Genomic DNA, 25,853 nt, shown 5'->3' on the forward strand with positions numbered 1-25,853 from the left:
CTATGAGAGCTGAAAGCGCTGGCGTCGTGCGCCGTATCTTGTGCGTCTTTCCGCGCTACACGTCGTCCTTTGGCACGTTTGAATACTCCTATCCGCTGACTGACGGCGTTCAGGCGTTCATGCCCCCGCAAGGGCTGCTGCTGATCGCAGCCTATATGCCCGAAAACTGGCCGGTGCGGTTCGTCGACGAAAACATTCGCCCCGCCACCGCTGAGGATTTCGAGTGGGCGGAGGCCGTCTTCGTCAGCGGCATGCATATTCAGCGGCAGCAAATGAACGATATTTGCCGCCGGGCGCACGCCTTCAACTTGGCAGTTGCGATCGGCGGGCCTTCGGTCAGCGCCTGTCCCGACTACTATCCTTCGTTCGACTATCTGCATGTCGGCGAACTGGGCGATGCAACCGATGAATTGATCGCGCTTCTGGCGCGCGATCCGTCGCGCCCGTCGCGGCAGGTCGTGCTCAAGACGGCCAACCGTCTCGACATGACGTGCTTTCCGCTTCCCGCTTACGAACTCGCCGAACTCAAGCGCTATTTCCTGGGCAGCATCCAGTATTCGAGCGGGTGTCCCTATCAGTGCGAATTTTGCGATATTCCCGGACTCTATGGCCGCAACCCGCGCCTGAAAACGCCGCAACAGATCACGGCTGAACTCGACAAGCTGCTTGAATGCGGCATCCGCGGTTCGGTTTATTTCGTCGATGACAATTTCATCGGCAATCGCAAGGCCGCGCTCGACCTGTTGCCGCACTTGGTCGAATGGCAGAAGAAGACCGGTTTTGTTCTGCGCTTCTCCTGCGAGGCGACGCTGAATATCGCCAAACGGCCGGAAATTCTGGCCGGGATGCGAGAGGCGTTCTTCAGCACGATCTTTTGCGGCATCGAGACGCCGGATCCGGTGGCCCTGAAAGCGATGCACAAGGATCACAACATGATGGTCCCCATCATGGAAGGCATCCAGACGATCAACAGCTACGGAATGGAAGTCGTCTCCGGAATAATTCTCGGGCTGGATACCGACAAGCCGGAAACCGGAGCCCATCTGCTTGAATTTATCGAGGCCTCGCAAATCCCGCTTCTGACCATCAATCTGCTTCAGGCGCTGCCCAAGACCCCGCTCTGGGACCGCCTGATGCGGGAGAACCGTCTGATCGAGGACGAAGGGCTGGAGTCCAACGTCGTTTTTCGTCAGCCTTACAAGGACGTCGTCGACACCTGGCGCAAGTGCATGGGAGTAGCCTATGAGCCCGCCAAATTGTTGCAGCGTTACGAATACCAAATCCGCGAAACTTATCCCCGCCAGATCGAGCGGCCGTCGTCGCGTCAGCAGTTGACGTGGCCGAACATCAAGCTCGGCCTGGTGATGCTGCGTAATATCTTCTGGAAGATCGGGGTTCTCGGCGACTACAAGCTTGAATTCTGGAAATTCGCGCTGCGTCGTCTGGCCCGCGGCGAAATCGAGTACCTCATCTCCTCGATGATGGTTGCACATCACCTCATCATGTTTGCGCGCGGAGCCTCCGGCGGGCGGCAAAATGCGTCAAACTATTCCATGCGGTTGCGCGAGGCTTCCGTCCCTGCCGAGTAATCCCACCAAGACCGAGGTATCACCGTCGTCGCTCGCGCGCCTGCGCGAGTTGACGCCGGCACGCGTCGCGTTGGGTATCGTCGGCGCGAGCCTGCCGACCAAGGCCTTGCTTGAATTCACCCTAGACCATGCGCGGGCGCGCGACGCCGTTCACGCAGCTTTCGATACCGAAGGCCTGGCGCAAGGCCTCGCCGATATCGGTCTTGAAGCGACGCGGGTTTCGAGCCTGGCGCCGACCCGCAAGGACTATCTCGCCCGCCCGGATCTCGGGCGCAAACTTGACCCGGATTCGCGGCACAAGCTGATGGCTCCCTGCGGCAAAGCAAGCCCGGTTACGATCATTATCGGCGACGGGCTTTCCCCGACCGCCGTCAACGCACATGCGGTTCCGCTGTTGAGCAAGCTGCTGCCGTTGCTGGCGGACGACGTCATCGCCGTCGGCCACGCCGTTGTCGCAACTGGCGCGCGGGTGGCATTGGGCGATGAGATCGGTGACGTTCTTGGCGCGCGCATGACCGTGATGCTGATCGGCGAACGACCGGGCCTGTCCGCCGCAGACAGCCTCGGGGTTTATCTCACCTTTGCCCCCTCGGTCGGGACAACGGATGAAAAGCGAAACTGCGTTTCCAATATCCACGGGGCCGGGCTCAGCTACGAGGATGCGGCGGCAAAGATCGGTTGGCTGATTCGCGAAGGCCTCGCGCGGCAATCCACCGGGGTCGGGCTGAAGGACGAAAGCGGCATCCAGTTGGGCCACGCTATTGCCGCTAATTCGAGCTAACGCGAAAATCCCGCGAGATGGCAACCCCTTCGGGCTGTGCCATTTTAGCGCGCAGCTTGCGAGAAGCCCGGCAGACCTGCTACACCAGCCTCACAAAATTATCGTATATTTTCAAAGGCTATTATGGCACTCCGCCGATCGGTCGGAGCTTTCCAGGCTCGATTGTTTTGCTGCAGTTTGAGTTGGCTGGTTGGGCCAGTGTGAGAATTGGATAGGGCATGCTCGAAAAGAACAGCGAGAGTGAAGTCCACGTCGAGAAAATCGAGCAGCGGCCGATGGGCAGCATTGCCTTTGGGCTCGAAAGGATCGGACTCATCGCGGTTCAGGCGCCGATCTGGTCCTGCATCATTCTCGTGGCGCTCATCATCGGCGCGGTTTTCGGAATCGAGCGCATCAGGATCGACGACTCCTTAAGCCAGCTCTTCCGTTCCAACTCCCGCGAATACCGGCAATATGAATCGGAAATCAAACGCTTCCCGGCGACGGAATTCGACGTGCTCGTCGTGGTCGAGGGCAAAAATCTGCTTGCACGCGACAATCTCGAAAAGCTCCGTGATTTCATCACCGACCTGCAACTTGTGGAGGGCACACGCGGCCTGATCTCGCTGTTCTCGGCCCGTCAGGCGCCGGCGCCGGGCAAATTCCCTGCGGCGCTGTTTCCGTCCGAATTGCCGCAAGGAGCAGACTACGACAAGTTCATTGAAACGGTGAAATCGAACGAACTCATTCGCGGCAAATTGTTGTCGGAAGACGGTACGCTGGCGCTGGTCGTGCTCTCGCTTGAACCGGAGGTGGTTGCGAGCAACAAGCTCACCAAAACCATCGGCGACATCAGAAAGCTGATGAAGGAGGACCTCGGGGACACCGGCTTGAACGTTGAATTGTCCGGCGTTCCGGTGATGCAGCTCGAAATCCGCAACGCGGTCGAGCGCGACGGTTTGACCTACAATATTCTCGGCATTCTGGCCGGCTGCATCATCGCCATCATTTTCTTCCGCAAGATATCGTTCATGGTGGTGGCGGCGTTCCCGCCGATTATCGCGATTCTGCTGGCGCTCGGCGTTCTCGGCTGGGCGAACTTCAATCTCAATATGTTTTTGAACGTGATGACGCCGCTGATCATGGTGATCAGCTTTTCGGATTCGATGCAGCTTACCTTTGCGGCGCGTGACCGCCTGATTGCGGGGCAGGACAAGTACACGGCTTTCCGCAATGCCGTGATGGTCGTGGGCCCGGCTTGCGTGCTGACGCATGGCACGGCCGGAATCTCGTTCATTGCGCTTCAGTTTTCGGATTCCGACCTAATCCGCAAATTCGGCGAGGCGGGGTTAGCCGCAACCATCATCGCGCTTGTCGCCGTGCTGTCGCTGGTGCCGGTATTCGGCGTGCTGCTTGTGCGCAACGAAAAGACGTTTGCCGTCAAGTTCCAGGGCGCCGACGCCGGCGTGCAGATGCTGCGGAATTTCTGCTACTGGATCGCGGTGCGAATGGTCGGCCGCCCCGGCCTGTTCAGCCTCATTGCGGTGCTGTTCGTCGGGGGCCTCGCGGTTGTCTACGCCAATCTTGAACCGCGCTATCGTCTCGCAGACCAGGTGCCGGACAAGCAGCAGGCGGTGGCCGCCAGCAGCCGTCTCGACGCCAAGTTGACCGGCGCCAATGCGATCGACGTGCTGATCGAATTCCCGAAGGGCGCCTCGCTCTATTCGCCCGAAACATTGCAAACCATCGCCGATGTTCATTCGCAGGTTGAAAAGCAGGCCGGCGTCGGCAATGTCTGGTCGCTGGAGACGCTGCGGCGCTGGCTCGCGGAGAAAGCAGGCAGCTCGGATGTCGCGACCCTGAAGGAATATGTCAGCGTTATTCCTGAATATCTGGTGCGCCGTTTCATCTCGGCCAGTCAGGATGCGGTGGTGGTGTCGGGCAGGGTGCCGGACCTGGATTCCAGCCAGATCCTTCCCGTGGTCGAAAAGCTCGACAGTGGGCTGGATACCGTGCGCAAGGCGCATCCCGGCTACGAGATCGCGGTGACCGGTCTGTCTGCGATCGCCGCGCGCAATTCCGCCAACATGATTGAAAAACTCAACCGCGGCCTGACCATCGAATTTGCGCTGGTTGCGATGTTCATCGGGCTGGCCTTCCGCTCGGTGGTCGTCATGTTCTCCTGCATCCTGCCCGGCATTTTTCCGGTGGTTATGTCCGGCACGGTGCTTTGGTTGCTCGGGGAGGGGCTGCAATTTGCCAGCGTCGTCGCGCTGACGGTGTCATTTGGGCTGGGGCTCAGCGCCACCATCCATTTCCTCAATCGCTTGAGGCTTGAGTCCAGGCCCGACGTCACGCCGGAGCTTGCGGTTGAGCGGGCCACTGTTCTGGTCGGGCCGGCATTGATCCTGACCACCGTGGTGCTCGCCTGTGGCCTGGTCGTGACCGTATTTTCCGATCTGCCTTCGCTGCGCTTGTTTGGCTGGTTGAGCGCATTCTCGATGGTGTCGGCGCTGGTGGCCGACCTCTTCATCCTGCGCCCGACGGCGATGTTTTTGATCAACCTGTCGATGAAGCTGCGCGGAACGGCGCGTCCCGCGGAACCCGCCGTGTAGCTCACCTGCGATGGTGAAGAGCTAGCTCTTCACCATCGTGATCGATACGCCCCTGATGTCGCCCTTCGAAGTGATTTGAACCGTCTGCTTGTTGCCGCTCGTCCGCAACGTCAGGCTTGCCGTAAAGCCGGGGGATTCGACCGTCACATCGATCTTGCCGCTGCCGGCGGTTCCCAGCAGGCTGCCAGAAATATTGCGGTTCGTCTCCGACCAGCTGCCGGTAATATGATCGCCGTGGCTGGTGACGTCGCTGGTAAGATCGAACTTATAGCTGTCGCTGGCACAGCGAAGGGTTTGCTTCAACACAAGCCCGGTGCCGTCGATCTGGTAGACCGCTCGGCAGCGCAGCCGCTCGGTCGAGCCGTCCGAGAGCGAAACCGTTCCGTTGCCGGACCATGCGCCGTCAAAGCCGGCAAACGGACGCGTTTGCGCGTGACCTGACGACGTCGACAGCACCAGCGCTGCTACAATTGCACTCGCTTTGATCGTTTGCCCAATCAATCCCGAACCGATGTGTTTCATCTTGAATTGCCCCGTTCGAATGTGACGTTTTCGCGCACGGCGTTCTTCACGCGCATGTGCTTTGGTGTTCCGGCAACAGGTTTGGTTCAAAAGGATCATTCGAATCGCGCCATTCGCTGAGTAATTTCTTCTCAGTGCGACAAATTTTCTTCACTCCGAGACGAAGAGTGAGGCATCAGCATTTTTTTACTCGCGAAACGAATGTGACTTCGGGTATCTTAAGTTTCTCGCCGCGCGGTAATTGCCCTGCGCCTTCATCCACAAAAATGCCGTGTAATGCCAATTGGTTACGTGCTCCTCGAAATCTGCGTTCGAGGGCCGCAATTTAGGGAGATGGTCGCCGCAAATTTGGCCGCATTTAACAGCGCTTCTGCTTGCCGAAATCGGCGACCTTCGCAATCTGATCGGCGACCTTCGCAATCTGAATAGTCTGCCCCGCTGATGCCACGTGCTATTCGGGTTAGAAAATCTCCGTCGTAAGAATCTCGGCCGTAAGAATTAAAGGAACACAATGCGTAAATCTTTCTTCGTCGCCGCCCTGCTGGCGCTGTCGGTTTCTGCCGGGGCTGTGGCCCAGCAACAACAACACGGCGGAACGCCCGAGGAGCAGAAAGCCTGTGCCCATGACGTTCAGAAATTCTGCCGTGCCGTGATGAACGACAGCGACATCACCGTTCTGAACTGCTTGCAGCAGAACAGGGCCAAGCTGACCAAGGCCTGCGATCAGGTCCTTGTCAGTCACGGTCAATAAAAGCCTAAAAAAGCCTTCTTCGAAAGTCCGCCGCCGCCCGTTCCAAGGTGCGGCGGGCCTTTGCCTATGGGCACGGATGGCATTGGTTTTGGTGACATATTCGCCTATATGGGGCTGACGTAATTCCGAGAGCATGCCGGATATCCGGCGCATGCGAAAACCCATGACACAGTCAGCCTTTGAGATGACGAACGCGAGCGAATGGCGATCCGGCAAGGGTCACCGCGACGAGAATTTTCCGGTCGCGTCGTGGATCATCCACCCGCGGCATCGGGCATTGATCCTCGCGTTCTATAACTTCGTCAGAACGGCCGACGATATCGCCGACCATGAAACACTGGGCGGCGACGAAAAGCTCGCGCTTCTCGATCTGTTGGACGCGGAGTTGCTCGGCAAGGGTGACAGCCAGGCGGAAGCCGTCAATCTGCGCCTTGCGCTGGCGGAGCGCGGGATGTCACCGCGTCATGCGCTCGATGTCCTGATCGCTTTCCGGATGGACGTGACCAAGCTTCGTTATGAGACGTGGGACGAAGTGATCCATTATTGCCGATATTCGGCGATGCCGGTCGGCAGGTTCATGCTCGACGTTCACGGCGAAAGCACGTCCACTTGGGCGGCGTCGGACGCGCTTTGCGCCGGCTTGCAGATCAACAATCACTTGCAAGACTGCGGCAAGGATTTCAGGAATCTCGACCGTGTCTATCTTCCGCGCGATGCGCTGGAAGCCAGCGGCGCTTCCGTCGAACAATTGGGCGAGGCACGCGCTGCGCCCGCGTTACTGGAATGTCTGCAATCGCTGGCGGTGCGTAACGAAGTCCTGCTCGACGAGAGCAAGTTGCTGGCCGCCGAGGTCAGGGATTTCCGGCTTGGGCTTGAGATATCGGTCATTCAATCGTTCGCGGACAAGATCGTTCGTCTCCTGAAGGTGCGCGATCCCTTGAGCGAACGGGTGCACCTCAATCCGGTCGAATTGCTCGCGTTCAGCCTCGGAGGTCTCGCCGCCGAATCGATCCACCGTCTCTCCGGGCGCCGTCCGGCATCGAAATCGGCGGCTGGCGCATGACGGGAGAGGTGGCGTGCGCCAATCCGAATTATGGGACGACGGCATCGGGCAGTTCGTTCTATGCCGCGATGCGCATTCTTCCGCAGGAGCAGCGGGAGGCGATGTTTCAGATCTACAGTTTTTGCCGACAGGTCGACGATATCGCCGATTCCGACGGCCCGCGCGAACAGCGGCTGGCCGCGTTGCAACAGTGGCGCGAAGATATCGACGCCCTCTATCAAGGCCATCCGCCGGCGCGCCTGCGCGATTATGTTGCCTCGGTGAAACAGTTCGGGTTTGAGCGCGAGGATTTCCTGGCAATCGTCGATGGCATGGAAATGGATGTCCCGCAGGACATCAGGGCGCCGGACCTTGCCACCCTCGATCTTTATTGTGACCGGGTCGCAAGCGCGGTCGGGCGCCTCTCGGTCAAGGTGTTCGGTTTGCCGAGAGAGGACGGCATCCTGCTCGCGCACCATCTCGGCCGCGCCTTGCAGTTGACCAACATTCTGCGCGACATCGATGAAGACGCCGCGATCGGGAGGCTGTATTTGCCGAAGGAGGGATTGGTGCAGGCGGGCATCAGTTCGACCGATCCGCTGGTCGTGGCCGCCGATCCGGCCGTGCCGAAGGTCTGCACGCCGCTGGTCGATCGGGCGCGAAACCACTTTGCGCAAGCCGACCAGATCATGGCCCGCAATTCGCGCCGTGCGGTGCGCGCACCACGCATCATGTCGAAGTATTACGGTTCCATTCTGGCATTGCTTGTTGCGCGCGGGTTCGCTAACCCGCGAACGTCGGTTCGCCTGAACAAGGCGGCCCGCATCGCCATTCTGCTTCGCTACGGCTTTTTCTGACGTCCCAAATCTTTCACACAATCATCTCATGCAAAAAGTTGCCCACATCGTTGGCGCGGGAATTTCGGGCCTGTCGGCCGCGGTCCGGCTGGCGAACGCGAATTTCAAGGTGTGCCTCTATGAGGCCACGCAACAGGCGGGCGGACGCTGCCGGTCTTATTTCGATGCCGCAACCAACCTGACCATCGATAACGGCAACCACCTGCTGCTCTCGGGCAACCACCACGCCTTGGCCTATGCGAGGTCGATCGGCACCGAAGCCGGGCTGGTGGGACCGAAGCGCGCCCAGTTTCCCTTTGTCGATGTGTCGACTGGCAAGCGCTGGCAGCTCGATCTCGGCGACGGCCGTCTGCCGCTATGGGTGTTCGATTCCGCGCGACGGGTGCCGGACACGAGCTTGCGCGACTATCTGGCGCTGATGCCGCTGATCTGGTCGTCGCCTTCCAGGCTTGTGGGTGACGCCATCCCCTGCGAGGGCGTGCTGTACCAGCGATTGGTGCAGCCGCTGCTGTTGGCTGCGCTCAATGTCGATCCGCCCGGCGGATCGGCCGGCCTTGCCGGCGCGGTCGTGCGGGAAACGCTGCTCGCGGGCGGGCAAGCCTGCCGGCCACTGATTGCGCGCGAGGGTCTGAGCGCGGTTCTGGTCGAGCCGGCGATCAAGCTGTTGCAGGGCAAAGGCGCCGATATCCGGTTTAGCCAGGAGCTGCGCGGATTTGGCAGCGTCGCGGATCGGGTGAGCGAGTTGAAGTTCGGCGAACAGGCCATCTCGCTGGCACCGTCGGACGTCGTCGTGCTAGCGGTGCCGCCACGACCGGCGGCCTCGTTGTTGCCGGGGCTGAAGACGCCGTCGAAGTTCCGCGCCATCGTGAACGCGCATTTTCGATTTGAGCCGCCCAAGGACCTGCCCGCGATTTTGGGCGTCGTGGGAGGGCTGGTGGAATGGCTATTCACGTTCCCCCAGCGCTTGTCGATCACCATCAGCGGCGCCGACCGCCTGGTGGATATGCCGCGCGAGGAGCTCGCCCATGCCATTTGGCGGGATATCTGCCAAGCTGCGGGGATCACGGCCGAACTGCCGCCCTGGCAGATTGTTCGCGAGCGTCGTGCCACATTTGAGGCCACGCCGGAACAGAACGCGCTGCGGCCGGGCGCCGTGACGGCCTTCAAAAACCTGTTTCTTGCCGGCGACTGGACTGATACGGGGGTGCCGGCAACCATCGAAGGGTCGGCGCGGTCGGGGAACCGGGCGGCCGATCTCATCCTCGCCATGCGCCAGATTTAATGAGCGGACGGCGAAATTAAGGTTGTCTGTGAGACCGGACGGATAAGGACTTAGGATTTCGGGCGAAATGCATTCTGCTGCCACCCAGCTTAGGAGCACCGACGGCCTCGAAGCGAGCATCGTTTCGGCGACGCAAGGGCTGCTGAATGATCGCCAGGCCGATGGGCATTGGGTGTATGAGCTTGAGGCCGATTGCACCATTCCGGCCGAATATGTGCTGCTCGCTCACTATCTCGCAGAACCGGCCGATACGGTTCTGGAAGCCAAGATCGCCAATTACCTGCGCCGGATTCAGGGCGCCCATGGCGGCTGGCCGCTGGTCCATGACGGCGAGTTCGACATGAGCGCGAGCGTCAAGGCCTATTTCGCCTTGAAGATGATCGGCGATTCCATCGATGCGCCGCATATGGTGCGGGCGCGCGAGGCGATCCATGCCCAGGGCGGAGCGGCCAAGAGCAACGTGTTCACGCGCTTCATGCTCGCTTTATTCGGTGTGACGACCTGGCGCAGCGTGCCCGTGTTGCCGGTCGAGATCACCTTGCTGCCGCTATGGTTCCCGTTTCACCTGAACAAGATTTCCTATTGGGCCCGCACGACGCTGGTGCCGCTTCTGGTGCTGGCGGCGCTGAAGCCGCGTGCGAAAAATCCAAAGGGCGTCGGCATCGACGAGCTGTTCCTTCAGGATCCGCGTTCGATCGGCATGACCGCCAAGGCGGCGCATCAAAGCTGGGGCTGGTTTTTGTTTTTTCGTGCCCTGGACAGCGTGTTGCGGGTGGTCGAACCGCTGTTTCCAAAGAGGTTGCGCGCACGCGCAATTAACGAGGCCGTCGCCTTCATCGAAGAGCGGCTGAACGGCGAGGACGGTATGGGCGCGATCTTCCCGCCGATGGCCAACGCCGTGATGATGTATGAGGCGCTTGGCAAGGGCGCCGACTATCCGCCGCGCGCAACCCAGCGGAGGGGCCTCGCCAAGCTCCTGGTGATCGGCGCGGACGAAGCCTATTGCCAGCCCTGCGTGTCGCCGGTGTGGGATACGGCGCTGACCTGTCATGCCCTGCTCGAGGCCGGAAGCGAGGCTGCGCTGGCGCCGGCGCGGCAAGGGTTGGATTGGCTGGTGCCCAAACAGGTGCTGGACGTGAAGGGGGATTGGGCGGTCAAGAGCCCGCAGACCCGCCCGGGCGGATGGGCTTTCCAGTACAATAATGCTCACTACCCCGACCTCGACGACACCGCGGTCGTCGTCATGGCCATGGATCGCGCCCGACGCGCGGTGCCGAACCCGGCCTATGACGCCGCGATCGACCGTGGCCGCGAATGGATCGAGGGCATGCAGAGCAAGGACGGCGGGTGGGCCGCCTTTGACGTCAATAATCTCGAATATTACCTCAACAACATCCCGTTCTCGGACCACGGCGCTTTGCTCGACCCCCCGACCGAGGACGTCACGGCCCGCTGCATTTCCATGCTGGCCCAGCTTGGGGAGACCGCCAGCACGAGCCCGGCAGTCGCGGCCGGGATCGCCTACCTGCGCAAGACCCAGCTTGCGGAGGGGTCCTGGTATGGCCGCTGGGGCCTGAACTACATTTACGGCACCTGGTCGGTGCTCTGTGCGCTCAATGCCGCGGGCATCGACCATAAGGACCCGATGGTGCGGAAGGCGGCCGACTGGCTGGTGTCGGTCCAGAACGCCGATGGCGGCTGGGGCGAGGATGCGGCCAGCTACCGACTCGGTTACAAGGAATTCGACCCGGGATTTGACGGCGGCCCGACCACGCCCTCGCAAACGGCATGGGCTTTGCTTGGTCTGATGGCGGCGGGCGAGGTCGAAAATCCGGCTGTTGCCCGCGGTGTCGAGTACCTTATGACCACACAGACCGAAAAGGGCTTGTGGGACGAGCAACGCTATACGGCTACGGGGTTTCCTCGGGTGTTCTATCTGCGCTATCATGGCTATTCGAAATTCTTCCCGCTCTGGGCGTTGGCGCGGTTCCGGAATTTGCGAAAGACCAACAGCAGGGTGGTAGGGGTCGGGATGTGAAGTTGGGGGCAGGGGTTGGCGCGTCCGGGGTCAAGGTGGACCCGCGGCCGGTGCTTATTGTGACTGGTCTGATACAGGAGGCCCGGATCGCGTCCGGGCCTGGGATGACCGTCATCTGCAGTAGTAGCGATCCGCAGCAGCTGCGCGCGCTGCTAACCGTATTCGATCCCGCCACGATCAAGGGAGTGATCAGCTTCGGCGTGGCCGGTGGGCTCGATCCTACCTTGAAGTCAGGCGATGTTGTGGTGGCGACCGAAGTGCTGGCGGGCGACGCGCGTTGGCTGGCTGGTCTTTCCCTCAACGACGATCTGATCGCCAGCATGGGGCTCGGACGCCGGCGCATCGTCAGGGGACGCCTGGCAGGCGCCGAGCAGGTGGTCGCCGCCCGTCACCTCAAGGAGGCGCTGCATCTGGAGACGGGTGCCGCCGCGGTCGACATGGAAAGCCATATTGCGGCTGAGTACGCTGCCAACGCCGAGCTTCCGTTTGCGGCGCTACGGGTCGTCAGCGACCCCGCCCACCGGGCTCTGCCGCCGCTGGCAATGGCCGCGATCAAGCCCAACGGCGATATCGACCTGCGCAAGGTCCTGCGCAGCGTGGCGCGTAATCCGCGCACGCTACGCGATCTGGTTACAACCGGGATCGACTTCAACCGCGCGCTAAAGAGCCTACGCGGCTGTCGAAGCTTTCTGCTGGGCAGCGAGGGCCTCGTCACGGCGGATCTCTGACAGCCGCTTCTGCACTTCCGCAGAGAAGATGTACTGCGCCGGCCTCTGCTTGGTGAGATCGATTTCCGGCGCCATCGGGCCGGTCGTCCGGACACCGCGGATGGCCACTGCCATTGCCTTCAACGGATTGCTGAGCGCCGCGCTTGCCGCGGTTGGCTCATAGCCGCAATGGGCCATGCAGTCGGCGCACTTCTCGTACTTGCCGGTGCCGTAGGTTTCCCAATCCGTCGTGTCCATCAGCTCCTTGAAGGTCTTGGCATAGCCTTCACCGAGCAGATAGCAGGGCTTCTGCCAGCCGAAAATGTTGCGGGCGGGCATTCCCCATGGGGTGCATTCGTAGCTCTGGTTGCCGGCCAGGAAGTCCAGGAACAGGCTGGAATGCATGAAGTTCCACTTCTTGCCCTTGCCCCGCGCAAACACGTCGCGGAACAGGTTCTTGGTCTTGGTGCGGTTGAGGAAGTGCGCCTGGTCGGGCGCGCGCTCATACGCGTAGCCCGGTGACATCGATACGCCGACCCCGAGTTCAGTCGTGAAGTCGAGGAACTTGGCGATGTCTTCTGCCGAATGTCCGTCGAAGATCGTGGCATTGACGTTGACCGCAAACCCCTTGGCTTTGGCGGCCTTGATCGCCGAGACCGCGCGATCGAACACGCCTTCCTGGGACACGGCCTTGTCGTGGTGGTCCTTCAGACCATCCAGATGGACCGAGAAAAACAGGTAGGGCGAGGGCGTAAACAGGTGAAGCTTCTTCTCGAGCAGCAACGCGTTGGTGCAGAGGGAGACGAATTTCTTGCGCGCCACGAGACCGCGAACGATTTCGCCGATGTCCTTGTGAATCAGCGGCTCGCCGCCGGGAATCGCCACCATCGGCGCGCCGCATTCATCGGCCGCATCCCAGCATTCCTGCGCCGTCATCCGGCGATTGAGGATCGCATCCGGATAATCGATCTTGCCGCAGCCTACACAGGCGAGATTGCAGCGAAACAGCGGCTCGAGCATCAGCACCAGCGGGTACCGTTTCCGGCCCATCAGCTTCTGCTTCATCAGATAGCCACCGATGCGAATTTCCTTGAAGAACGGTATTGCCATTACGAATCTTTCTACCACCCAGGGAGAGGAGTTTATCAGCCCACCGCCAACTCAGCCGGAAGCCGAAATTCGATATTTTCTTCGCGGCCCGGAAGCACCGAAACCTCAACCGGTCCGATACGCCTCAAGGCCTCGATCACGTCGTCGACAAGAACTTCCGGCGCCGAGGCGCCGGCGGTTATTCCGACCGCCTTGGCATCCTTCAGCCATTCCGGATTCAATTCGCTGCCATCGGCAATCAGGTAACTCGCTACACCGACTTCGGTGCCGATTTCGCGCAGCCTGTTCGAATTGGAACTGTTGTTGGCCCCAACCACCAAGATAACGTCTACGAGTTTACTCAGGTCCCTTACCGCAGATTGGCGGTTCTGTGTCGCATAGCAGATATCCCGGATGTCGGGGCCTTGAATATTTGTAAATCGCTGGTGGAGGGCCGCAATGATGTCCTTGGTGTCGTCCACGCTGAGCGTGGTTTGGGTGATATAGGCCACCGGGGCGTCGCTCGGCAACGTCAGCGCCGCGACGTCATCGACGTTCTGGACCAAAAGCACCGGGCCTGGAACCTGGCCCATGGTGCCCTCGACCTCGGGATGGCCCGCATGGCCGATCAGGATCAAGGACCGGCCCTTCGACATGTACCGCTTGCCCTGGTTGTGGACCTTGGTCACCAGCGGACAGGTGGCGTTGAGCACGGGCAGGCCGCGCGCCGCAGCCTCTTCCTCTACGCTTTGCGCCACGCCATGGGCGCTGAACACCGTAACAGCCTGCGGCGGGACCTCGGAAAGGTCCTCAACGAAGATAGCCCCTTTGTTTTTCAGGCTTTCGACCACGTATTTGTTGTGCACGATCTCATGCCGGACATAGACCGGAGGGCCGTATTTCTCGAGCGCACGCTCGACGATCTCGATTGCGCGCACGACGCCCGCGCAAAACCCGCGAGGTTGTGCCAGATAAACTTCCATAGGACGGCCGTTACGCAAGTTGAACTACCCCCAATTTAGCGCTCGATCCCGACGCCGATATTTCAACGCATGTTTGCAATATCCGCACCAACCGTTGCCGGACAGGCGCAGGGCTTTGTGTCAAAAAAAGATCGGATAGAAAAGGCGATTACCGGCAGGATTGTCAGGAGGCAGGTATATGTCGTCTTCAGTATTAATCTAGGTACTATGGTACAGTTTTGAGCTCAAGATTGCTTACATTTCCTCACAGCTGCGTCATAACGCCCGATTAAACGGCGGAAAGCGCCCGATGGCCCGAATTCGGCATCTTGCTGGCCTTTTTAGGCTAACGGCGCCAGAAAAGCGCAAAAACAACATTAGATCGGCTTGGGGAACTCGGTTAGATAGCGGGCGTTTCCGGCAGGCCGTTAACATCAGCGTTAACAGCAGAAAGAATAGACGTGCTGACAAAGCTAGTTATTTCGATTGTCCAGACCTGTACCCGGTTTGCCGCCACCACTGTTCTGATTGCCCTTGGCCTTGCGGTCGGTGCCGGCTTCTATACTGCCGAACATTTCGAGATCAATACCGACATCAACACGTTGATTTCTCCCGATCTGGACTGGCGCAAGCGCGACATTCAGTTCGACACGGCGTTCGACCGGGACCGCACGATTCTGGCGGTGGTGGAGGCGCCGACGCCTGAGCTGACGAACTCGGCCAGTGCGGCGCTCTATCGGAAGCTCGCCAATGACAAGCAGCATTTCGAGTCGGTCCAGCCGCTGGGGTCGGGCGAGTTCTTCGAGAAGAACGCGCTGTTGTTCCTGCCAAAGGAAGAGGTCGCTCGGGCCACCGGCCAATTTGGGTCGGCAGCGCCGCTGATCGAGATCATGGCCGGCGATCCGAGCATCCGCGGTTTGACCGGCGCATTGGAAACCGCTCTCGCCGGCGTCAAGCGCGGCCAGATCAAACTCGACAGCACCGAGCGGCCGTTCAACCAGATCTCCCAAACGATCGAGGACGAGCTGAAGAACGGCAACGCCACCTTCTCATGGCGCGAACTGATCAGCGACAAGCCTTTGACCGATGGCGATCGGCGGTCGTTCATCGAGTTCAAGCCGATCCTGGATTTCAACGCGCTCGAGCCCGGCAAGGAGGCAACCGATGCGATCAGGCAGGCCGCCGGCGACCTCAAGCTCGAAAGCGAATATCGCGCGCGGGTCCGCCTGACCGGTCCGGTGCCGATCGCCAATGAGGAGTTTGCCACGGTCGCCGACGGCGCTGTCGTCAATGGCGTGGGCACCGTTCTGGTCGTGCTTTTCATCCTCTGGCTGGCGCTGCATTCGGCGAAGATCATCTCGGCGGTGTTCGCCAATCTGTTCATCGGCCTTTCGATCACCACGGCAATCGGCCTGATGATGGTCGGCTCGTTCAATTTGCTTTCAATTGCGTTTGCGGTTTTGTTTGTCGGACTGGGCGTCGATTTCGGCATCCAGTTCAGCGTCCGCTACCGTTCGGAGCGTTTCAAAGGCAACGACCTGAAGGCGGCGCTGGCGAAGGCGGCCGAGCGGTCCGCCGTCCCCCTCTCGCTCGCGGCGATGGCGACAGCGGCGGGATTCATGTCGTTTCTGCCGACCGACTACAAAGGCGTGTCTGAACTCGGCAAAATCGCCGGCGTCGGCATGCTGGTAGCGTTTTTAACGAGCATCACCGTATTGCCGGCCTTGCTCAGCCTGCTCAACCCTCCGGGAGAAGACGATCCGGTCGGCTATGCCTTTTTGGCCCCGCTCGATCATTTCCTCGAAAAGCACCGCGTGATCGTCATTGTCGGAACCTTGCTGGTCGCGGCTTCCGGCTTGCCGCTGCTTTACTTCCTGCACTTCGATTTCAACCCGATGCATTTGCGCAATCCCAACGTTGAATCGATCGCCACGTTCCTCGACCTGAGAAAAGATCCGAACACCGGCGCCAACGCTATCAACGTGATGACGAATTCGGAAGCCGATGCGAAAAAGATCGAAGCCAAACTCTCGCAGCTGCCGGAAGTGCTCAACGTGATCTCGCTGGACAGTTTCGTGCCGGAAGATCAGCCGGAAAAGCTGAAGCTGATTGCGCAAGGTGCCAAGGTTCTCAATCCGGCGCTCAATCCTGAATCCGTTGATGAGCCGCCGTCGGACGCGGAAAATATCGACGCCCTGAAGGGATCGGCGGATAGTTTGCGCAAGACCGCGGGCGACGCCAAAGGGCCGGGAGCGGTAGCGTCGCGGCGGCTGGCCGATGATCTGCAACGGCTTGCCGATTCCAATCAGGCCACCCGCGAAAAAACCCAAGCCATCTTCGTCGCCCCGCTGAAGATCGTGTTCGATCAACTCAAGAACGCGATGCAGGCGAGGCCGGTCAGCCTGAATAATCTGCCGACCGATCTGGTGAGCGGCTGGAAGACCAAGGACGGCCTGATGCGCGTCGAGGCCGAGCCGCGCGGCGATCCCAACGACAACGAGACGCTGCGCAAGTTCGCAGCCGCCGTGCTTGCCGCCGAGCCAACCGCGATCGGCGGTCCGGTGTCGATTCTCAAGTCCGGCGAGACGATCGTGAAGGCGTTTATTCACGCCGGCTTCTGGGCACTGCTCGTCATCAGCCTGTTGCTCTGGCTGACGCTGCGACGCATCACCGATGTGTTGCTGACGCTGGTACCACTGTTGGTCGCGGGCGCGGTGACGCTCGAGATATGCGTCCTGATCGACATGCCGCTCAATTTCGCCAACATCGTTGCGCTGCCGCTGTTGCTCGGCGTCGGCGTCGCCTTCAAGATTTATTATGTGACGGCGTGGCGCTCCGGGAGAACAAATCTGCTGCAATCGAGCCTGACGCGCGCCATATTTTTCAGCGCGCTGACAACGGCCACGGCGTTCGGCAGCCTGTGGCTGTCGAGCCATCCGGGAACCGCAAGCATGGGTAAGCTTCTGGCGCTGTCGCTGGTCACGACACTGGCTGCGGTGCTGCTGTTTCAGCCTGCGTTAATGGGCAAACCGCGCGATGTCGGGGAGTAGGCAGATATCGCCGACATCGGCGGGGGCAGCGGGCGTCGTCGCTGCCTGCTTCTGACCCGATGTCGTCTTGGGCGCCGCCGTCATCGTGCCCGTAGTCTTCGGGGGTACCGCAGGCTTTGCGCCCTTTGCTACAGTGTTGGTGGGACTCGAAGGAATGGGGCCGGCGATTCGAGTCCAGGTTTCCCCGCCGCACAGGAAGCCGAGCACGCAGCCCTGAATTTCCAGCTTGTCGGAGCCGACCGGTTTGATCGTCGAGCTATACGTCTTGCCGTCATTGGCGTTGTAGACTTCGCCTTCCCACTGATCGACCCCGGATTTCTTCTTCATATTACTGAGGACCGCTATGCCCAGCGTTGGTCTGCTCCGTTTTGAGGCGTCGGGATTGTGTTCGTCGACGCCGCCGGGCTCCTTCTCCCAGGCGACCGCGCCCCACATGCTGCCGTTGCATTCGGCGACGCGAATGTGGGCTACGCCGTCCGCCACGAGCCAGTCTCCGGTCGGATCGGCCGCTAGCGCCGAAGCTGTGTTCAGCCCGGAAAATGTAGCAAAAAGTATAAGTGTACGCATAACATCTCGCGGGCGGTGCAACATTGTGTAACCTATGCTCAAATGGATGATCCTGAGGATGGCAAAACGCCGCATTCAGCGTTTTCAGTTGACGGAACGGGCACTAAGCGAAGTATGTAGCTGATGACGGATTCTAATCTAGATGTTTCTGCGATGTTTGCGGACCGGCAGGGGCAACGTAGCTCCATGCATGCGCGTTATTTGAACGAACAGCTCGTTCGGGTCCTCAAGACGATCGGTTATGATGTCGGCTTCCAGAAGGGCCAAGGCCAGTACCTCTTTGATCGTGACGGTGTCCGTTACCTCGATCTACTGAGCGGGTTTGGCGTTTTTGCGATTGGCCGGAACCATCCGGCCCTGCGTGAGGCGCTCAAGAGCGTTCTCGACAGCGACCTGCCAAATCTCGTTCAGCTCGATGTTTCGACGCTCGCCGGCATTCTGGCTGAGCGGTTGCTGAAATATGTCCCATATCTGGACAAGGTGTTTTTCGCCAATTCCGGCGCGGAATGCGTCGAGGCCGCCATCAAGTTCGCGCGCGCCTCCACCGGCCGGCCCGGCATCGTCTACTGCGCGCACGCTTACCACGGCCTCACTTATGGCGCGTTGTCGCTGACGGACGATCCGAACTTCCGCGGCGGGTTCCAGCCGCTGCTTCCTGGCTGCACCTCGATCCCCTTCAACGATCTTGCCGCGCTTGAGCAGGCGCTGTCCTCGCGCGAAGTCGCCGCTTTCATGTTCGAGCCGATCCAGGGCAAGGGCGTCAACATGCCCACCGACGAGTTCCTGCCCGGCGCGGCCGCGTTGTGCCGGAAGTACGGCACCTTGATGATTGCGGATGAAATCCAGACTGGCATGGGTCGAACAGGTCGCTTCCTCGCCGTCGAACACTGGAACGTCGAGCCCGACATGGTTCTGTTGTCGAAGGCGCTCTCCGGCGGTCATGTGCCGGTTGGCGCAGTGCTCACGCGCAAGAGCATCTTCGACAAGATCTTCAATCAAATGGACCGCGCGGTCGTGCACGGTTCGACGTTTGCGAAGAACGACCTGGCGATGGCGGCCGGCATTGCCACGCTTGAAGTGATGAAGTCGGAAAAGCTGGTCGAGGCCGCCGCCAAGCGCGGCGCCGAGCTTCGGCTCGCGCTCAACCGGATGGTTCCCGGCTACGAGCTTCTGAAGGAAGTGCGTGGCAAGGGATTGATGATCGGTCTCGAGTTCGGCTCGCCGAAATCGCTGCGGCTGAAAGCGTCTTGGAACGTGCTGGAAACCGCAAACAAAGGGCTGTTCTGTCAGCTCATCACCGTTCCTCTGTTCAAGGACCACAAGGTTCTGACCCAGGTGTCGGGCCACGGCAGTCACACCATCAAGCTGCTGCCGCCGCTGACCATCACCGAGGAAGACTGCAACTGGATCGTACAGGCGTTCGATTCGGTGATCGCATCCAGTCACAAGGTCCCGGGCGCGATCTGGTCGCTCGGCAAAACGCTGGTCGACAACGCGGTTCGCAAATCAGCTTAAGCTTATCGTTTGCGCATGATCTCCGCGCAAACGCTCTTGCGTTTGTCGCGAGGGAAAACCGCTGCACACTTTTCCCGTATCGTGAGCTAGCGCCCATCCTCCAGGATCATCGCCGCACCTTTTTCGGCAATCATCGCCGTCGGGGTGTTGGTGTTGCCCGAGGTGATCGTCGGCATCACGGACGCATCCGCGACCCGCAGACCCGCAAGCCCGCGAAAGCGCAATCGCTCATCGACGACGGCCAGGGAATCGTTTTCCGTTCCCATTTTCGCAGTGCCCACGGGATGAAAAATGGTGGTCCCGATGTCGCCGGCGGCTTTTGCCAGCGACGCTTCGTCATCGCCGACAGAGGGGCCCGGCAAATATTCTTCCGGATGATAGGGAGCGAGCGCGGGCTGCTTCATCAGTCGCCGCGTGGTGCGGATCGCGTCGGCAGCGACCTGACGGTCGTCATCGGTCGACAGATAGTTCGGCGCGATCGACGGCGCCTGATCGGCAGCGGAAGACTTGATCCGCACGGTGCCGCGCGAGGTCGGTTGCAGGTTGCAGGCGCTGACGGTGATGGCCGGAAATCGATGCAGGGGATCGCCGAACTTGTCGAGCGACAGCGGCTGCACGTGGAACTGGATATTGGCCCGGTCGCGGTGGGAATCAGAGCGGGTGAAGATGCCAAGCTGCGAGGGCGCCATGGTCAAGGGGCCACGGCGGCGAAAAGCGTAATCGAGGCCCATCAGGCCGCGTCGCAGGTAGGAGTAATAGGTCTCGTTGAGCGTGCGGACGCCGGAGACCTTGTAGATCGCGCGCTGCTGCAAATGGTCTTGCAGGTTTCGCCCGACGCCCGGTCGGTCGATGATGCTTTCAATGCCGAGCGGGGTCAGCCATTCCGCAGGACCGATGCCGGATCGGTGCAGCACTTGCGTCGATCCGATCGAGCCGGCGCACAGGATCACTTCGCCCTTGGCACGGGCCTCGAAAATCTCACCATCCCTGGCAAACAGAACGCCCGCGGCGCGGCCGTTCTCGATGATGAGACGGTCGACCAGCACGTTCTTCTCGAGGCGGAGATTAGCCCGCCCCAAAGCGGGCTTGAGAAAACCGCGCGCCGAAGACCAGCGGCGTCCGCGCTTCTGGTTGACGTGGAAATAGCCGACGCCTTCGTTGTCGCCGGTGTTGAAATCCGCAGTTTTGCGAATTCCCATTTGCTCGGCCGCTGCGCCGACGGCATCGAGGACGGCCCACGACAGCCGGGGCGCCTCGACGCGCCAGCCGCCGCCGCTGCCGTGATGTTCGCTCTCGCCGAGGAAGTGATCCTCCAGCCGGCGAAAGGCCGGCAAGACGTCGCCATAGCCCCAGCCGGTCAGGCCGAGCTGACGCCAGTGGTCATAGTCGGCGGCCTGTCCACGCATCGAAATCATGGCGTTGATCGCTGAGGAACCGCCGACCACCTTGCCGCGGGGATAGGCCAGCGAACGGCCATTGAGGCCGGCTTCGGGTTCGGTCCGAAACATCCAGTCCGAGCGTGGATTGCCGATCGCGAACAGGTATCCGACCGGGATATGAAACCAGATCCAGTTGTCGCTGCCGCCCGCTTCCAGGATCAGCACCCGGTTTTTCAGGTCAGCCGACAAGCGGTTGGCCACGATGCATCCGGCGGTACCGGCCCCGACGATGATGTAGTCGAAATCTCCATCGATCCGTGTCGTCATTTTCTCGTTTCCGCCCTTCGCCTGCGCATCTGTTAGCCAGACGTTAATAGGCCGGACCAAAGTCCGGCGATTGCGCCTTTGTCAATGCAAGGGGCCCGGATCTCGTACGAAGGGGTATTGGGCGGGCTGGGCCTTGCATGCTAAACAGGGGCGACATCAACGATTTAGACCCGAGTTTCCCATGCCCATCGTCAACCGCGCGGCCGACCTGCAACCCGAAATACAGGCCTGGCGCCGCGATATCCATGAACATCCTGAACTCGGCTATGAGGAGCGCCGCACCTCGGCCTTCGTGGCTGACCGGCTGCGGGAATTTGGCTGCGATGAGGTCGCGACCGGGCTGGGCGGCACTGGCGTGGTCGGTGTCATCAAGGGACGCAAACCTGCCGGCAACGCCGACGTCAAGGTGATCGGGCTTCGCGCCGACATGGACGCGCTTCCGATCGAGGAAGCGACCGGATTGCCTTACGCCTCCAAAATCTCCGGCAAAATGCACGCCTGCGGTCACGACGGGCATACCGCGATGCTGCTCGGCGCGGCGCGCTATCTGGCCGAGACCAGGAATTTCGCTGGGCAAGCCGTCGTGATCTTTCAGCCGGCGGAAGAGGGCGGGTTCGGCGCGGCCGCGATGATCAGGGACGGACTGTTCGAACGCTTCGCCATCGATCAGGTCTACGGCATGCACAACGGTCCGGGAATTCCGGTCGGCAGCTTCGCGATCCGGCCGGGTCCGATCATGGCCTCGACCGATGCTGTCAACATCCACATCGAAGGGCGCGGCGGCCATGCGGCACGGCCGCATCTGTCGATCGATTCCGTCATGGTTGGCGCTCAGCTGATTACGGCGTTGCAGTCGATCGTCGCGCGCAGCGTCGATCCGCTCGAAGCCGCCGTCGTCTCTATGTGCGAGTTCCACGCCGGCAATGCGCGCAACGTGATTCCGCAGACCGCTGAAATCAGGGGCACCGTCAGGACCTTGACGCCGGAAGTGCGGGCGCTAGTCGAGAAGCGCGTGCGCGAAGTCGTAGGCGGCGTGGCGCAGATGACCGGCGCCAAGATCGATCTCGAATATCTTCGCGGCTATCCGGTCGTGGTCAACCATGCCGCGCAAACCGATTTTGCGATCAAGGTGGCCGAGGACGTCGCCGGCAACGGCAACGTCCAGGAGATGCCGCCGCTGATGGGCGGCGAAGACTTCGCCTATATGCTGGAGAAGCGGCCGGGCGCGTTCATCTTCTGCGGCAACGGCGACAGCGCCGGTTTGCATCATCCGGCCTATAATTTCGACGACGAGGCGATAGTCTTCGGCACCTCGTACTGGATCAAGCTGGTCGAAAGCACGCTCGTGGCGTAAAGGCCGTTACGCCAAGACGTCAGACAGCAATAAAGCAATAAAAAAGGCCCGCGTGATGCGGGCCTCTTTGTTTTACGTTCGATCCGCCTTTGATCAGAACAGGTGGGCAAAGATGAAGTACAGCCCGCCCGAAAGCATGATCGCCACCGGCAGCGTCAGCACCCAGGCCATTGCCATGTTGCGGATGGTCGCGACCTGAAGTCCCGAGCCGTTGGCCGCCATGGCGCCGGCGACGCCCGACGACAGCACGTGCGTGGTAGAGACCGGAAGGCCGAAGGTGTCGGCCGCGAAGATCGTCGCGGCGGCAACGAGCTCTGCCGAGGCACCCTGGGCGTAGGTTAGGTGCGTCTTGCCGATCTTCTCGCCCACCGTCACCACGATGCGCTTCCAGCCGATCATGGTGCCAAGGCCTAGCGCCAGCGCGACCGCAATCTTCACCCAATTCGGGATGAACTTGGTGGCGGCGTCGAGCGTGCCTTTGTAGGTGTTCAGGACCGCGACATCGTCCTTGCTGAGGTCGCTTTCCTTGTCCTTCATCAGGAAGCGGATCGCTTCCGAGGTCAGGTACATATCGTTACGGGTGTTGCCGACGACTTCCGACGGAACCTTCTTCAGCGAGCCGTACTTCAGGACCTGATCGCCGACGTCCTTTACCAGCGCCGAGAGCGAAGGATAGGTGCCTTCGCTGATGCGATGCTGCGACACATACTGCGTCACGGCCGGGCGCGGATCGCCGATGATGCTGTGGCCGGCGCTCTTGGCCGCAATCACCTTGGAGGCGGCGTCGGAGGCCTGCTGGAACACCGCGATCTGCGAGTCCGGCATCGAGCGGTTGAGGGCGTAGGCGGTGGGCACCGTGCCGATCAGGATCAGCATGATCAGGCCCATGCCCTTCTGGCCATCGTTCGAGCCGTGCGCAAAGCTGACGCCCGTGCAGGTCAGGATCAAAAGGCCGCGGATCCAGAGTGGCGGGGCCTTGTTCGGTTCCGGCGCGGAATAGAGCGCCGGACTGCGGACGATCACCTTCAGCAGCAGGAGCAGCAGCGCGGCGCAGATGAAGCCGACCAGTGGCGACAGCAACAGCGCGTAACCGATTTCGGTGGCCTTGCTCCAGTCGACGCCTGAGGTTCCGTCGCGGCCGCGCATCAGCGCGTTGACGACGCCGACACCGATGATCGATCCGATCAGGGTGTGGGAGCTGGAAGCCGGCAGGCCGAACCACCAGGTTCCGAGGTTCCAGATGATCGCGGCGATCAAAAGGGCGAACACCATCGCAAAGCCTGCGCTGCTTCCGACCTGAAGGATGAGCTCGACCGGCAGCAGTGACACGATGCCGAAAGCCACCGCGCCGGACGACACCAGCACGCCAAGGAAGTTGAAGAAGCCGGACCACATCACGGCGAACTCGGCCGGAAGCGAGTGGGTGTAGATCACGGTCGCGACCGCATTGGCGGTGTCATGGAAGCCGTTGACGAACTCGAAGCCCAGCGCGATCAGCAGCGCCACCACCAACAGCATGTAGGGGACGTATGAAGTTATTTTGGTGCCGGTGGCATCGACGTCGGCGTAGATGCTGTAGGCGACAAACGCCAGACCGGCGGCGAGAATTCCGAAAAAGATAATCATCGTCAGAGGGTTAAAGCCCTTGTCGAGATTCGGTCTTGAGGCAGGCTGGATCGGCCCGTCGTCCGTCCCGCTAATTTTTTGGTCAAGTGCAAAATCAGTCATTATCGACGCCCCTGATACGGTGAGCCTTCATCATTGCCGCACGGATTTGAAGGTTAGATGACAGTGACGGGGTTATCCCCAGTCGCGGCTGAAAGCCCGGCCGATCTGATTGAAATGATTGAAATAAAATCTTTTGAGAGAACCTCTGACTGACCCGTCCAATTCACAGTAATTTTTTGTGGGAATAAATCGCAAACAACGGGTCAGTCTCGCGCGGCGTATCTAGCAAAGCAGCGCCCTGAATGTCGATCAGGCTGCGATGCGATCAGGCCGCATGAGCTGATTTTTGCAATACGGCCGCGGCCATTTTCAGATCGCTGACAAAGCGCTCGTACTCGCGCGCCCTGGCGTCGGGATCGGGCAGCCGCAACAAATAAGACGGATGCACCGTCACCAGCGCCTTGGTTTCATCATCGAGATCAATGAGATGACCGCGGTTCTTGTTGATCGGCGTGATCTTGCCGAGCACGCTTTGGGCGGCCGTGGCACCCATGGCCACAACGAGCGCCGGCTTGATGGTCGCCAGTTCGCGTTCGTACCATGGCCGGCAAGCTTTGATTTCAGATGTTGACGGTTTTTGATGCAGGCGGATTTTCCCGCGCGGCACAAATTTGAAATGTTTGACCGCGCCGGTGATGTAGACCTTCCCCCGCTCGATGCCGGCCTCGGCCAAGGCGCGGTCGAGCATCTGCCCCGCCGGACCCACGAACGGCTTGCCGGCAAGGTCTTCCTTGTCGCCGGGCTGCTCGCCAACCAGCATGACGGTCGCGTCCGGCGGGCCCTCGCCAAACACGGTCTGCGTCGCATCCTTCCACAGCGGGCAGGCGCAGCAGGAGGCGGCTTCCTCGCGCAACCTCTCAAGTTCTTTGGCTACGCTAGTGGTTTTGCCTCTCATCGGCTCCTCCAGCCGCTTCTGCATCTTGTGTGGCTCAGTCGCGGCCCCAGCGATCATCGCGTCGGTGGCGCGTGCGGCGCCGGCGATCAGAGGTTTAATCATCGAAGCCTCCGGCAGGTTCCTCCAGTACTTCCTTGGCATTTCCGCACTCATGGCTTTGACCTTGAGGCGGGCGGGATTGAAGATCGCGGCGTAATAGCGCCGCCACGTCTCTTCCAGACGGTCCGAAGCCGGCGCTCCAGCCTTATGGACGCCGGGGGAGAGTGAAAGCGCGACGCCATCCCAATGCGCACAGAGGTCGGGCGTCAGGATCGACCAGGGCATAGCGGCGAAACGGCGCGCAAAGAACGGCGCTGCCAGTTCGACGATGTGATGCTCCGGTTCGAACCAGGCGACATAGCGGGCCTCGCGTTCGCGGCCGATCTCGCGGAAGCGGACAAAGGCGTGCATCTTGTGCTCGTCTCGGCGCACCGCTTTTGCCATCGCCGAGATGCACGAAATGTCGGGATCGGTCGCAACCTCCAGAAGGTCATGGTGGCTGCGCAATCGCCACAGCAAGCGGTAAAGGATTGCAAACCGCTCGGGATCACGGTGCAGTATCGCAATACTGGCTAACTCCACGAATTTGGCCGGGACGTTGAAGGTTTCAGCCGATGAGCGCGGTTGTGATGCCGTCTTCATTGTTGCAAATAGTTGGTCTTCGTCGCCCTCGATGTTCCACGTCACATCCGTTGGCTTAACGCCGTCGAGCACGAGTGTGCGCGCAGCCTGCCGCCAGCCGTTGAAATCGGTTTGGTGGATGAGGGTGATGTGGTGCATGGTGT

19 protein-coding genes are annotated in these 25,853 nt (G+C 60.7%); 12 read left to right on the forward strand and 7 right to left on the reverse strand.

Annotation, left to right across the window (positions count from 1 at the left end; all coding sequences use genetic code 11):
• Nucleotides 1–2 precede the first annotated feature (2 nt).
• The 3 genes from ABSE61_RS06820 (at nt 3) to ABSE61_RS06830 (ending at nt 4,964) form a co-directional block, all read left to right on the forward strand.
• Complete coding sequence (locus tag ABSE61_RS06820; RefSeq protein ID WP_423870328.1) at nt 3–1,589, forward strand: B12-binding domain-containing radical SAM protein; 1,587 nt, start codon at nt 3–5, stop codon at nt 1,587–1,589.
• Nucleotides 1,537–2,370 carry an ethanolamine ammonia-lyase subunit EutC gene (gene eutC / locus ABSE61_RS06825; RefSeq protein WP_423870329.1) on the forward strand — a complete coding sequence of 278 codons (834 nt, stop codon included), beginning with the start codon at nt 1,537–1,539 and terminating at the stop codon, nt 2,368–2,370. Before ABSE61_RS06820 ends, eutC begins: the two co-directional genes overlap by 53 nt.
• 218 nt (nt 2,371–2,588) lie before the next feature.
• Nucleotides 2,589–4,964, forward strand: a complete 2,376-nt coding sequence (locus tag ABSE61_RS06830; protein WP_423870330.1) for an efflux RND transporter permease subunit — start codon at nt 2,589–2,591, stop codon at nt 4,962–4,964.
• Between the two features lie 21 nt (nt 4,965–4,985).
• Here the strand turns inward: ABSE61_RS06830 and ABSE61_RS06835 are convergent, their stop codons facing one another.
• The gene (locus tag ABSE61_RS06835) at nt 4,986–5,486 is read right to left on the reverse strand and encodes a hypothetical protein (RefSeq protein ID WP_423870331.1); all 501 of its coding nucleotides are present in this window, start codon (nt 5,484–5,486) and stop codon (nt 4,986–4,988) included.
• Nucleotides 5,487–5,997: 511 nt separating this feature from the next.
• On the opposite strand from ABSE61_RS06835, the gene ABSE61_RS06840 reads away from it, so the two are divergent.
• The 6 genes from ABSE61_RS06840 to ABSE61_RS06865 all read left to right on the forward strand — a co-directional run bounded on the left by ABSE61_RS06840 (nt 5,998) and on the right by ABSE61_RS06865 (nt 12,184).
• Nucleotides 5,998–6,237: a hypothetical protein gene (locus ABSE61_RS06840; RefSeq protein ID WP_423870332.1), complete on the forward strand. Its 240-nt coding sequence runs from the start codon at nt 5,998–6,000 to the stop codon at nt 6,235–6,237.
• A 184-nt stretch (nt 6,238–6,421) separates the two neighbouring features.
• On the forward strand, nt 6,422–7,300 hold the full coding sequence (gene hpnC, locus ABSE61_RS06845; protein ID WP_423870438.1) for a squalene synthase HpnC: 879 nt from the start codon (nt 6,422–6,424) through the stop codon (nt 7,298–7,300).
• A complete protein-coding gene (hpnD, locus tag ABSE61_RS06850) occupies nt 7,297–8,136 on the forward strand; it encodes a presqualene diphosphate synthase HpnD (RefSeq protein ID WP_423870333.1) in 840 nt (279 codons plus the stop codon). Before hpnC ends, hpnD begins: the two co-directional genes overlap by 4 nt.
• Before the next feature lie 28 nt (nt 8,137–8,164).
• Nucleotides 8,165–9,418 (forward strand): hydroxysqualene dehydroxylase HpnE, encoded by a 1,254-nt coding sequence (gene hpnE, locus ABSE61_RS06855; protein WP_423870334.1) that lies wholly within the window; start codon nt 8,165–8,167, stop codon nt 9,416–9,418.
• A 67-nt stretch (nt 9,419–9,485) separates the two neighbouring features.
• Nucleotides 9,486–11,456 carry a squalene--hopene cyclase gene (shc, locus tag ABSE61_RS06860; protein WP_423870335.1) on the forward strand — a complete coding sequence of 657 codons (1,971 nt, stop codon included), beginning with the start codon at nt 9,486–9,488 and terminating at the stop codon, nt 11,454–11,456.
• Nucleotides 11,453–12,184 (forward strand): phosphorylase, encoded by a 732-nt coding sequence (locus tag ABSE61_RS06865; protein ID WP_423870336.1) that lies wholly within the window; start codon nt 11,453–11,455, stop codon nt 12,182–12,184. The genes shc and ABSE61_RS06865 overlap by 4 nt, the downstream gene beginning before the upstream one ends.
• On the opposite strand, the gene hpnH is transcribed toward ABSE61_RS06865, so the two are convergent.
• Nucleotides 12,125–13,273 carry an adenosyl-hopene transferase HpnH gene (hpnH, locus tag ABSE61_RS06870; protein WP_423870337.1) on the reverse strand — a complete coding sequence of 383 codons (1,149 nt, stop codon included), beginning with the start codon at nt 13,271–13,273 and terminating at the stop codon, nt 12,125–12,127. The two genes, ABSE61_RS06865 and hpnH, sit on opposite strands and share 60 nt — an antisense overlap.
• A 35-nt stretch (nt 13,274–13,308) precedes the next feature.
• Nucleotides 13,309–14,235, reverse strand: a complete 927-nt coding sequence (ispH, locus tag ABSE61_RS06875) for a 4-hydroxy-3-methylbut-2-enyl diphosphate reductase (RefSeq protein WP_423870338.1) — start codon at nt 14,233–14,235, stop codon at nt 13,309–13,311.
• A 440-nt stretch (nt 14,236–14,675) separates the two neighbouring features.
• Here ispH and hpnN point away from each other — a divergent pair, with 440 nt between their 5' ends.
• Nucleotides 14,676–17,264, forward strand: coding sequence for a hopanoid transporter HpnN (hpnN, locus tag ABSE61_RS06880; RefSeq protein ID WP_423870339.1), 2,589 nt, complete (start codon nt 14,676–14,678; stop codon nt 17,262–17,264).
• On the opposite strand, the gene ABSE61_RS06885 is transcribed toward hpnN, so the two are convergent.
• Nucleotides 17,232–17,831 (reverse strand): DUF2147 domain-containing protein, encoded by a 600-nt coding sequence (locus tag ABSE61_RS06885; protein WP_423870340.1) that lies wholly within the window; start codon nt 17,829–17,831, stop codon nt 17,232–17,234. The genes hpnN and ABSE61_RS06885 overlap by 33 nt on opposite strands.
• Before the next feature lie 123 nt (nt 17,832–17,954).
• Between ABSE61_RS06885 and hpnO the strand changes: the two genes are divergently transcribed.
• Nucleotides 17,955–19,346: an aminobacteriohopanetriol synthase HpnO gene (gene hpnO / locus ABSE61_RS06890; RefSeq protein ID WP_423870341.1), complete on the forward strand. Its 1,392-nt coding sequence runs from the start codon at nt 17,955–17,957 to the stop codon at nt 19,344–19,346.
• 86 nt (nt 19,347–19,432) lie between these two features.
• Here the strand turns inward: hpnO and ABSE61_RS06895 are convergent, their stop codons facing one another.
• On the reverse strand, nt 19,433–21,052 hold the full coding sequence (locus ABSE61_RS06895) for a GMC family oxidoreductase (protein ID WP_423870342.1): 1,620 nt from the start codon (nt 21,050–21,052) through the stop codon (nt 19,433–19,435).
• Between the two features lie 181 nt (nt 21,053–21,233).
• Between ABSE61_RS06895 and ABSE61_RS06900 the strand changes: the two genes are divergently transcribed.
• The gene (locus tag ABSE61_RS06900) at nt 21,234–22,406 is read left to right on the forward strand and encodes a M20 aminoacylase family protein (RefSeq protein WP_423870343.1); all 1,173 of its coding nucleotides are present in this window, start codon (nt 21,234–21,236) and stop codon (nt 22,404–22,406) included.
• 93 nt (nt 22,407–22,499) lie between these two features.
• Here the strand turns inward: ABSE61_RS06900 and ABSE61_RS06905 are convergent, their stop codons facing one another.
• A complete protein-coding gene (locus tag ABSE61_RS06905; RefSeq protein ID WP_423870344.1) occupies nt 22,500–24,134 on the reverse strand; it encodes an inorganic phosphate transporter in 1,635 nt (544 codons plus the stop codon).
• Between the two features lie 265 nt (nt 24,135–24,399).
• Entirely contained in the window at nt 24,400–25,848 is a 1,449-nt protein-coding gene (locus ABSE61_RS06910; RefSeq protein WP_423870345.1) for a UdgX family uracil-DNA binding protein, read from the reverse strand.
• Between the last annotated feature and the right edge of the window lie 5 nt (nt 25,849–25,853).

Origin of the sequence: Bradyrhizobium sp., from assembly GCF_049519115.1 — a bacterium.
Taxonomy (GTDB): Bacteria; Pseudomonadota; Alphaproteobacteria; order Rhizobiales; family Xanthobacteraceae; genus Bradyrhizobium.

Excerpts from the sequence above, each read along its gene's own strand:
- hpnE (WP_423870334.1), top strand. The coding sequence starts at position 8,165 with ATGCAAAAAGTTGCCCACATCGTTGGCGCGGGAATTTCGGGCCTGTCG.
- hpnD (WP_423870333.1), top strand. The coding sequence starts at position 7,297 with ATGACGGGAGAGGTGGCGTGCGCCAATCCGAATTATGGGACGACGGCA.
- ABSE61_RS06835 (WP_423870331.1), bottom strand. The coding sequence starts at position 5,486 with ATGAAACACATCGGTTCGGGATTGATTGGGCAAACGATCAAAGCGAGT.
- hpnO (WP_423870341.1), top strand. The coding sequence starts at position 17,955 with ATGACGGATTCTAATCTAGATGTTTCTGCGATGTTTGCGGACCGGCAG.
- hpnC (WP_423870438.1), top strand. The coding sequence starts at position 6,422 with ATGACGAACGCGAGCGAATGGCGATCCGGCAAGGGTCACCGCGACGAG.
- ABSE61_RS06840 (WP_423870332.1), top strand. The coding sequence starts at position 5,998 with ATGCGTAAATCTTTCTTCGTCGCCGCCCTGCTGGCGCTGTCGGTTTCT.
- ABSE61_RS06905 (WP_423870344.1), bottom strand. The coding sequence starts at position 24,134 with ATGACTGATTTTGCACTTGACCAAAAAATTAGCGGGACGGACGACGGG.
- ABSE61_RS06900 (WP_423870343.1), top strand. The coding sequence starts at position 21,234 with ATGCCCATCGTCAACCGCGCGGCCGACCTGCAACCCGAAATACAGGCC.
- ABSE61_RS06895 (WP_423870342.1), bottom strand. The coding sequence starts at position 21,052 with ATGACGACACGGATCGATGGAGATTTCGACTACATCATCGTCGGGGCC.
- shc (WP_423870335.1), top strand. The coding sequence starts at position 9,486 with ATGCATTCTGCTGCCACCCAGCTTAGGAGCACCGACGGCCTCGAAGCG.
- eutC (WP_423870329.1), top strand. The coding sequence starts at position 1,537 with ATGCGTCAAACTATTCCATGCGGTTGCGCGAGGCTTCCGTCCCTGCCG.
- ABSE61_RS06910 (WP_423870345.1), bottom strand. The coding sequence starts at position 25,848 with ATGCACCACATCACCCTCATCCACCAAACCGATTTCAACGGCTGGCGG.
- hpnH (WP_423870337.1), bottom strand. The coding sequence starts at position 13,273 with ATGGCAATACCGTTCTTCAAGGAAATTCGCATCGGTGGCTATCTGATG.
- ABSE61_RS06885 (WP_423870340.1), bottom strand. The coding sequence starts at position 17,831 with ATGCGTACACTTATACTTTTTGCTACATTTTCCGGGCTGAACACAGCT.
- ABSE61_RS06820 (WP_423870328.1), top strand. The coding sequence starts at position 3 with ATGAGAGCTGAAAGCGCTGGCGTCGTGCGCCGTATCTTGTGCGTCTTT.
- ispH (WP_423870338.1), bottom strand. The coding sequence starts at position 14,235 with ATGGAAGTTTATCTGGCACAACCTCGCGGGTTTTGCGCGGGCGTCGTG.
- ABSE61_RS06830 (WP_423870330.1), top strand. The coding sequence starts at position 2,589 with ATGCTCGAAAAGAACAGCGAGAGTGAAGTCCACGTCGAGAAAATCGAG.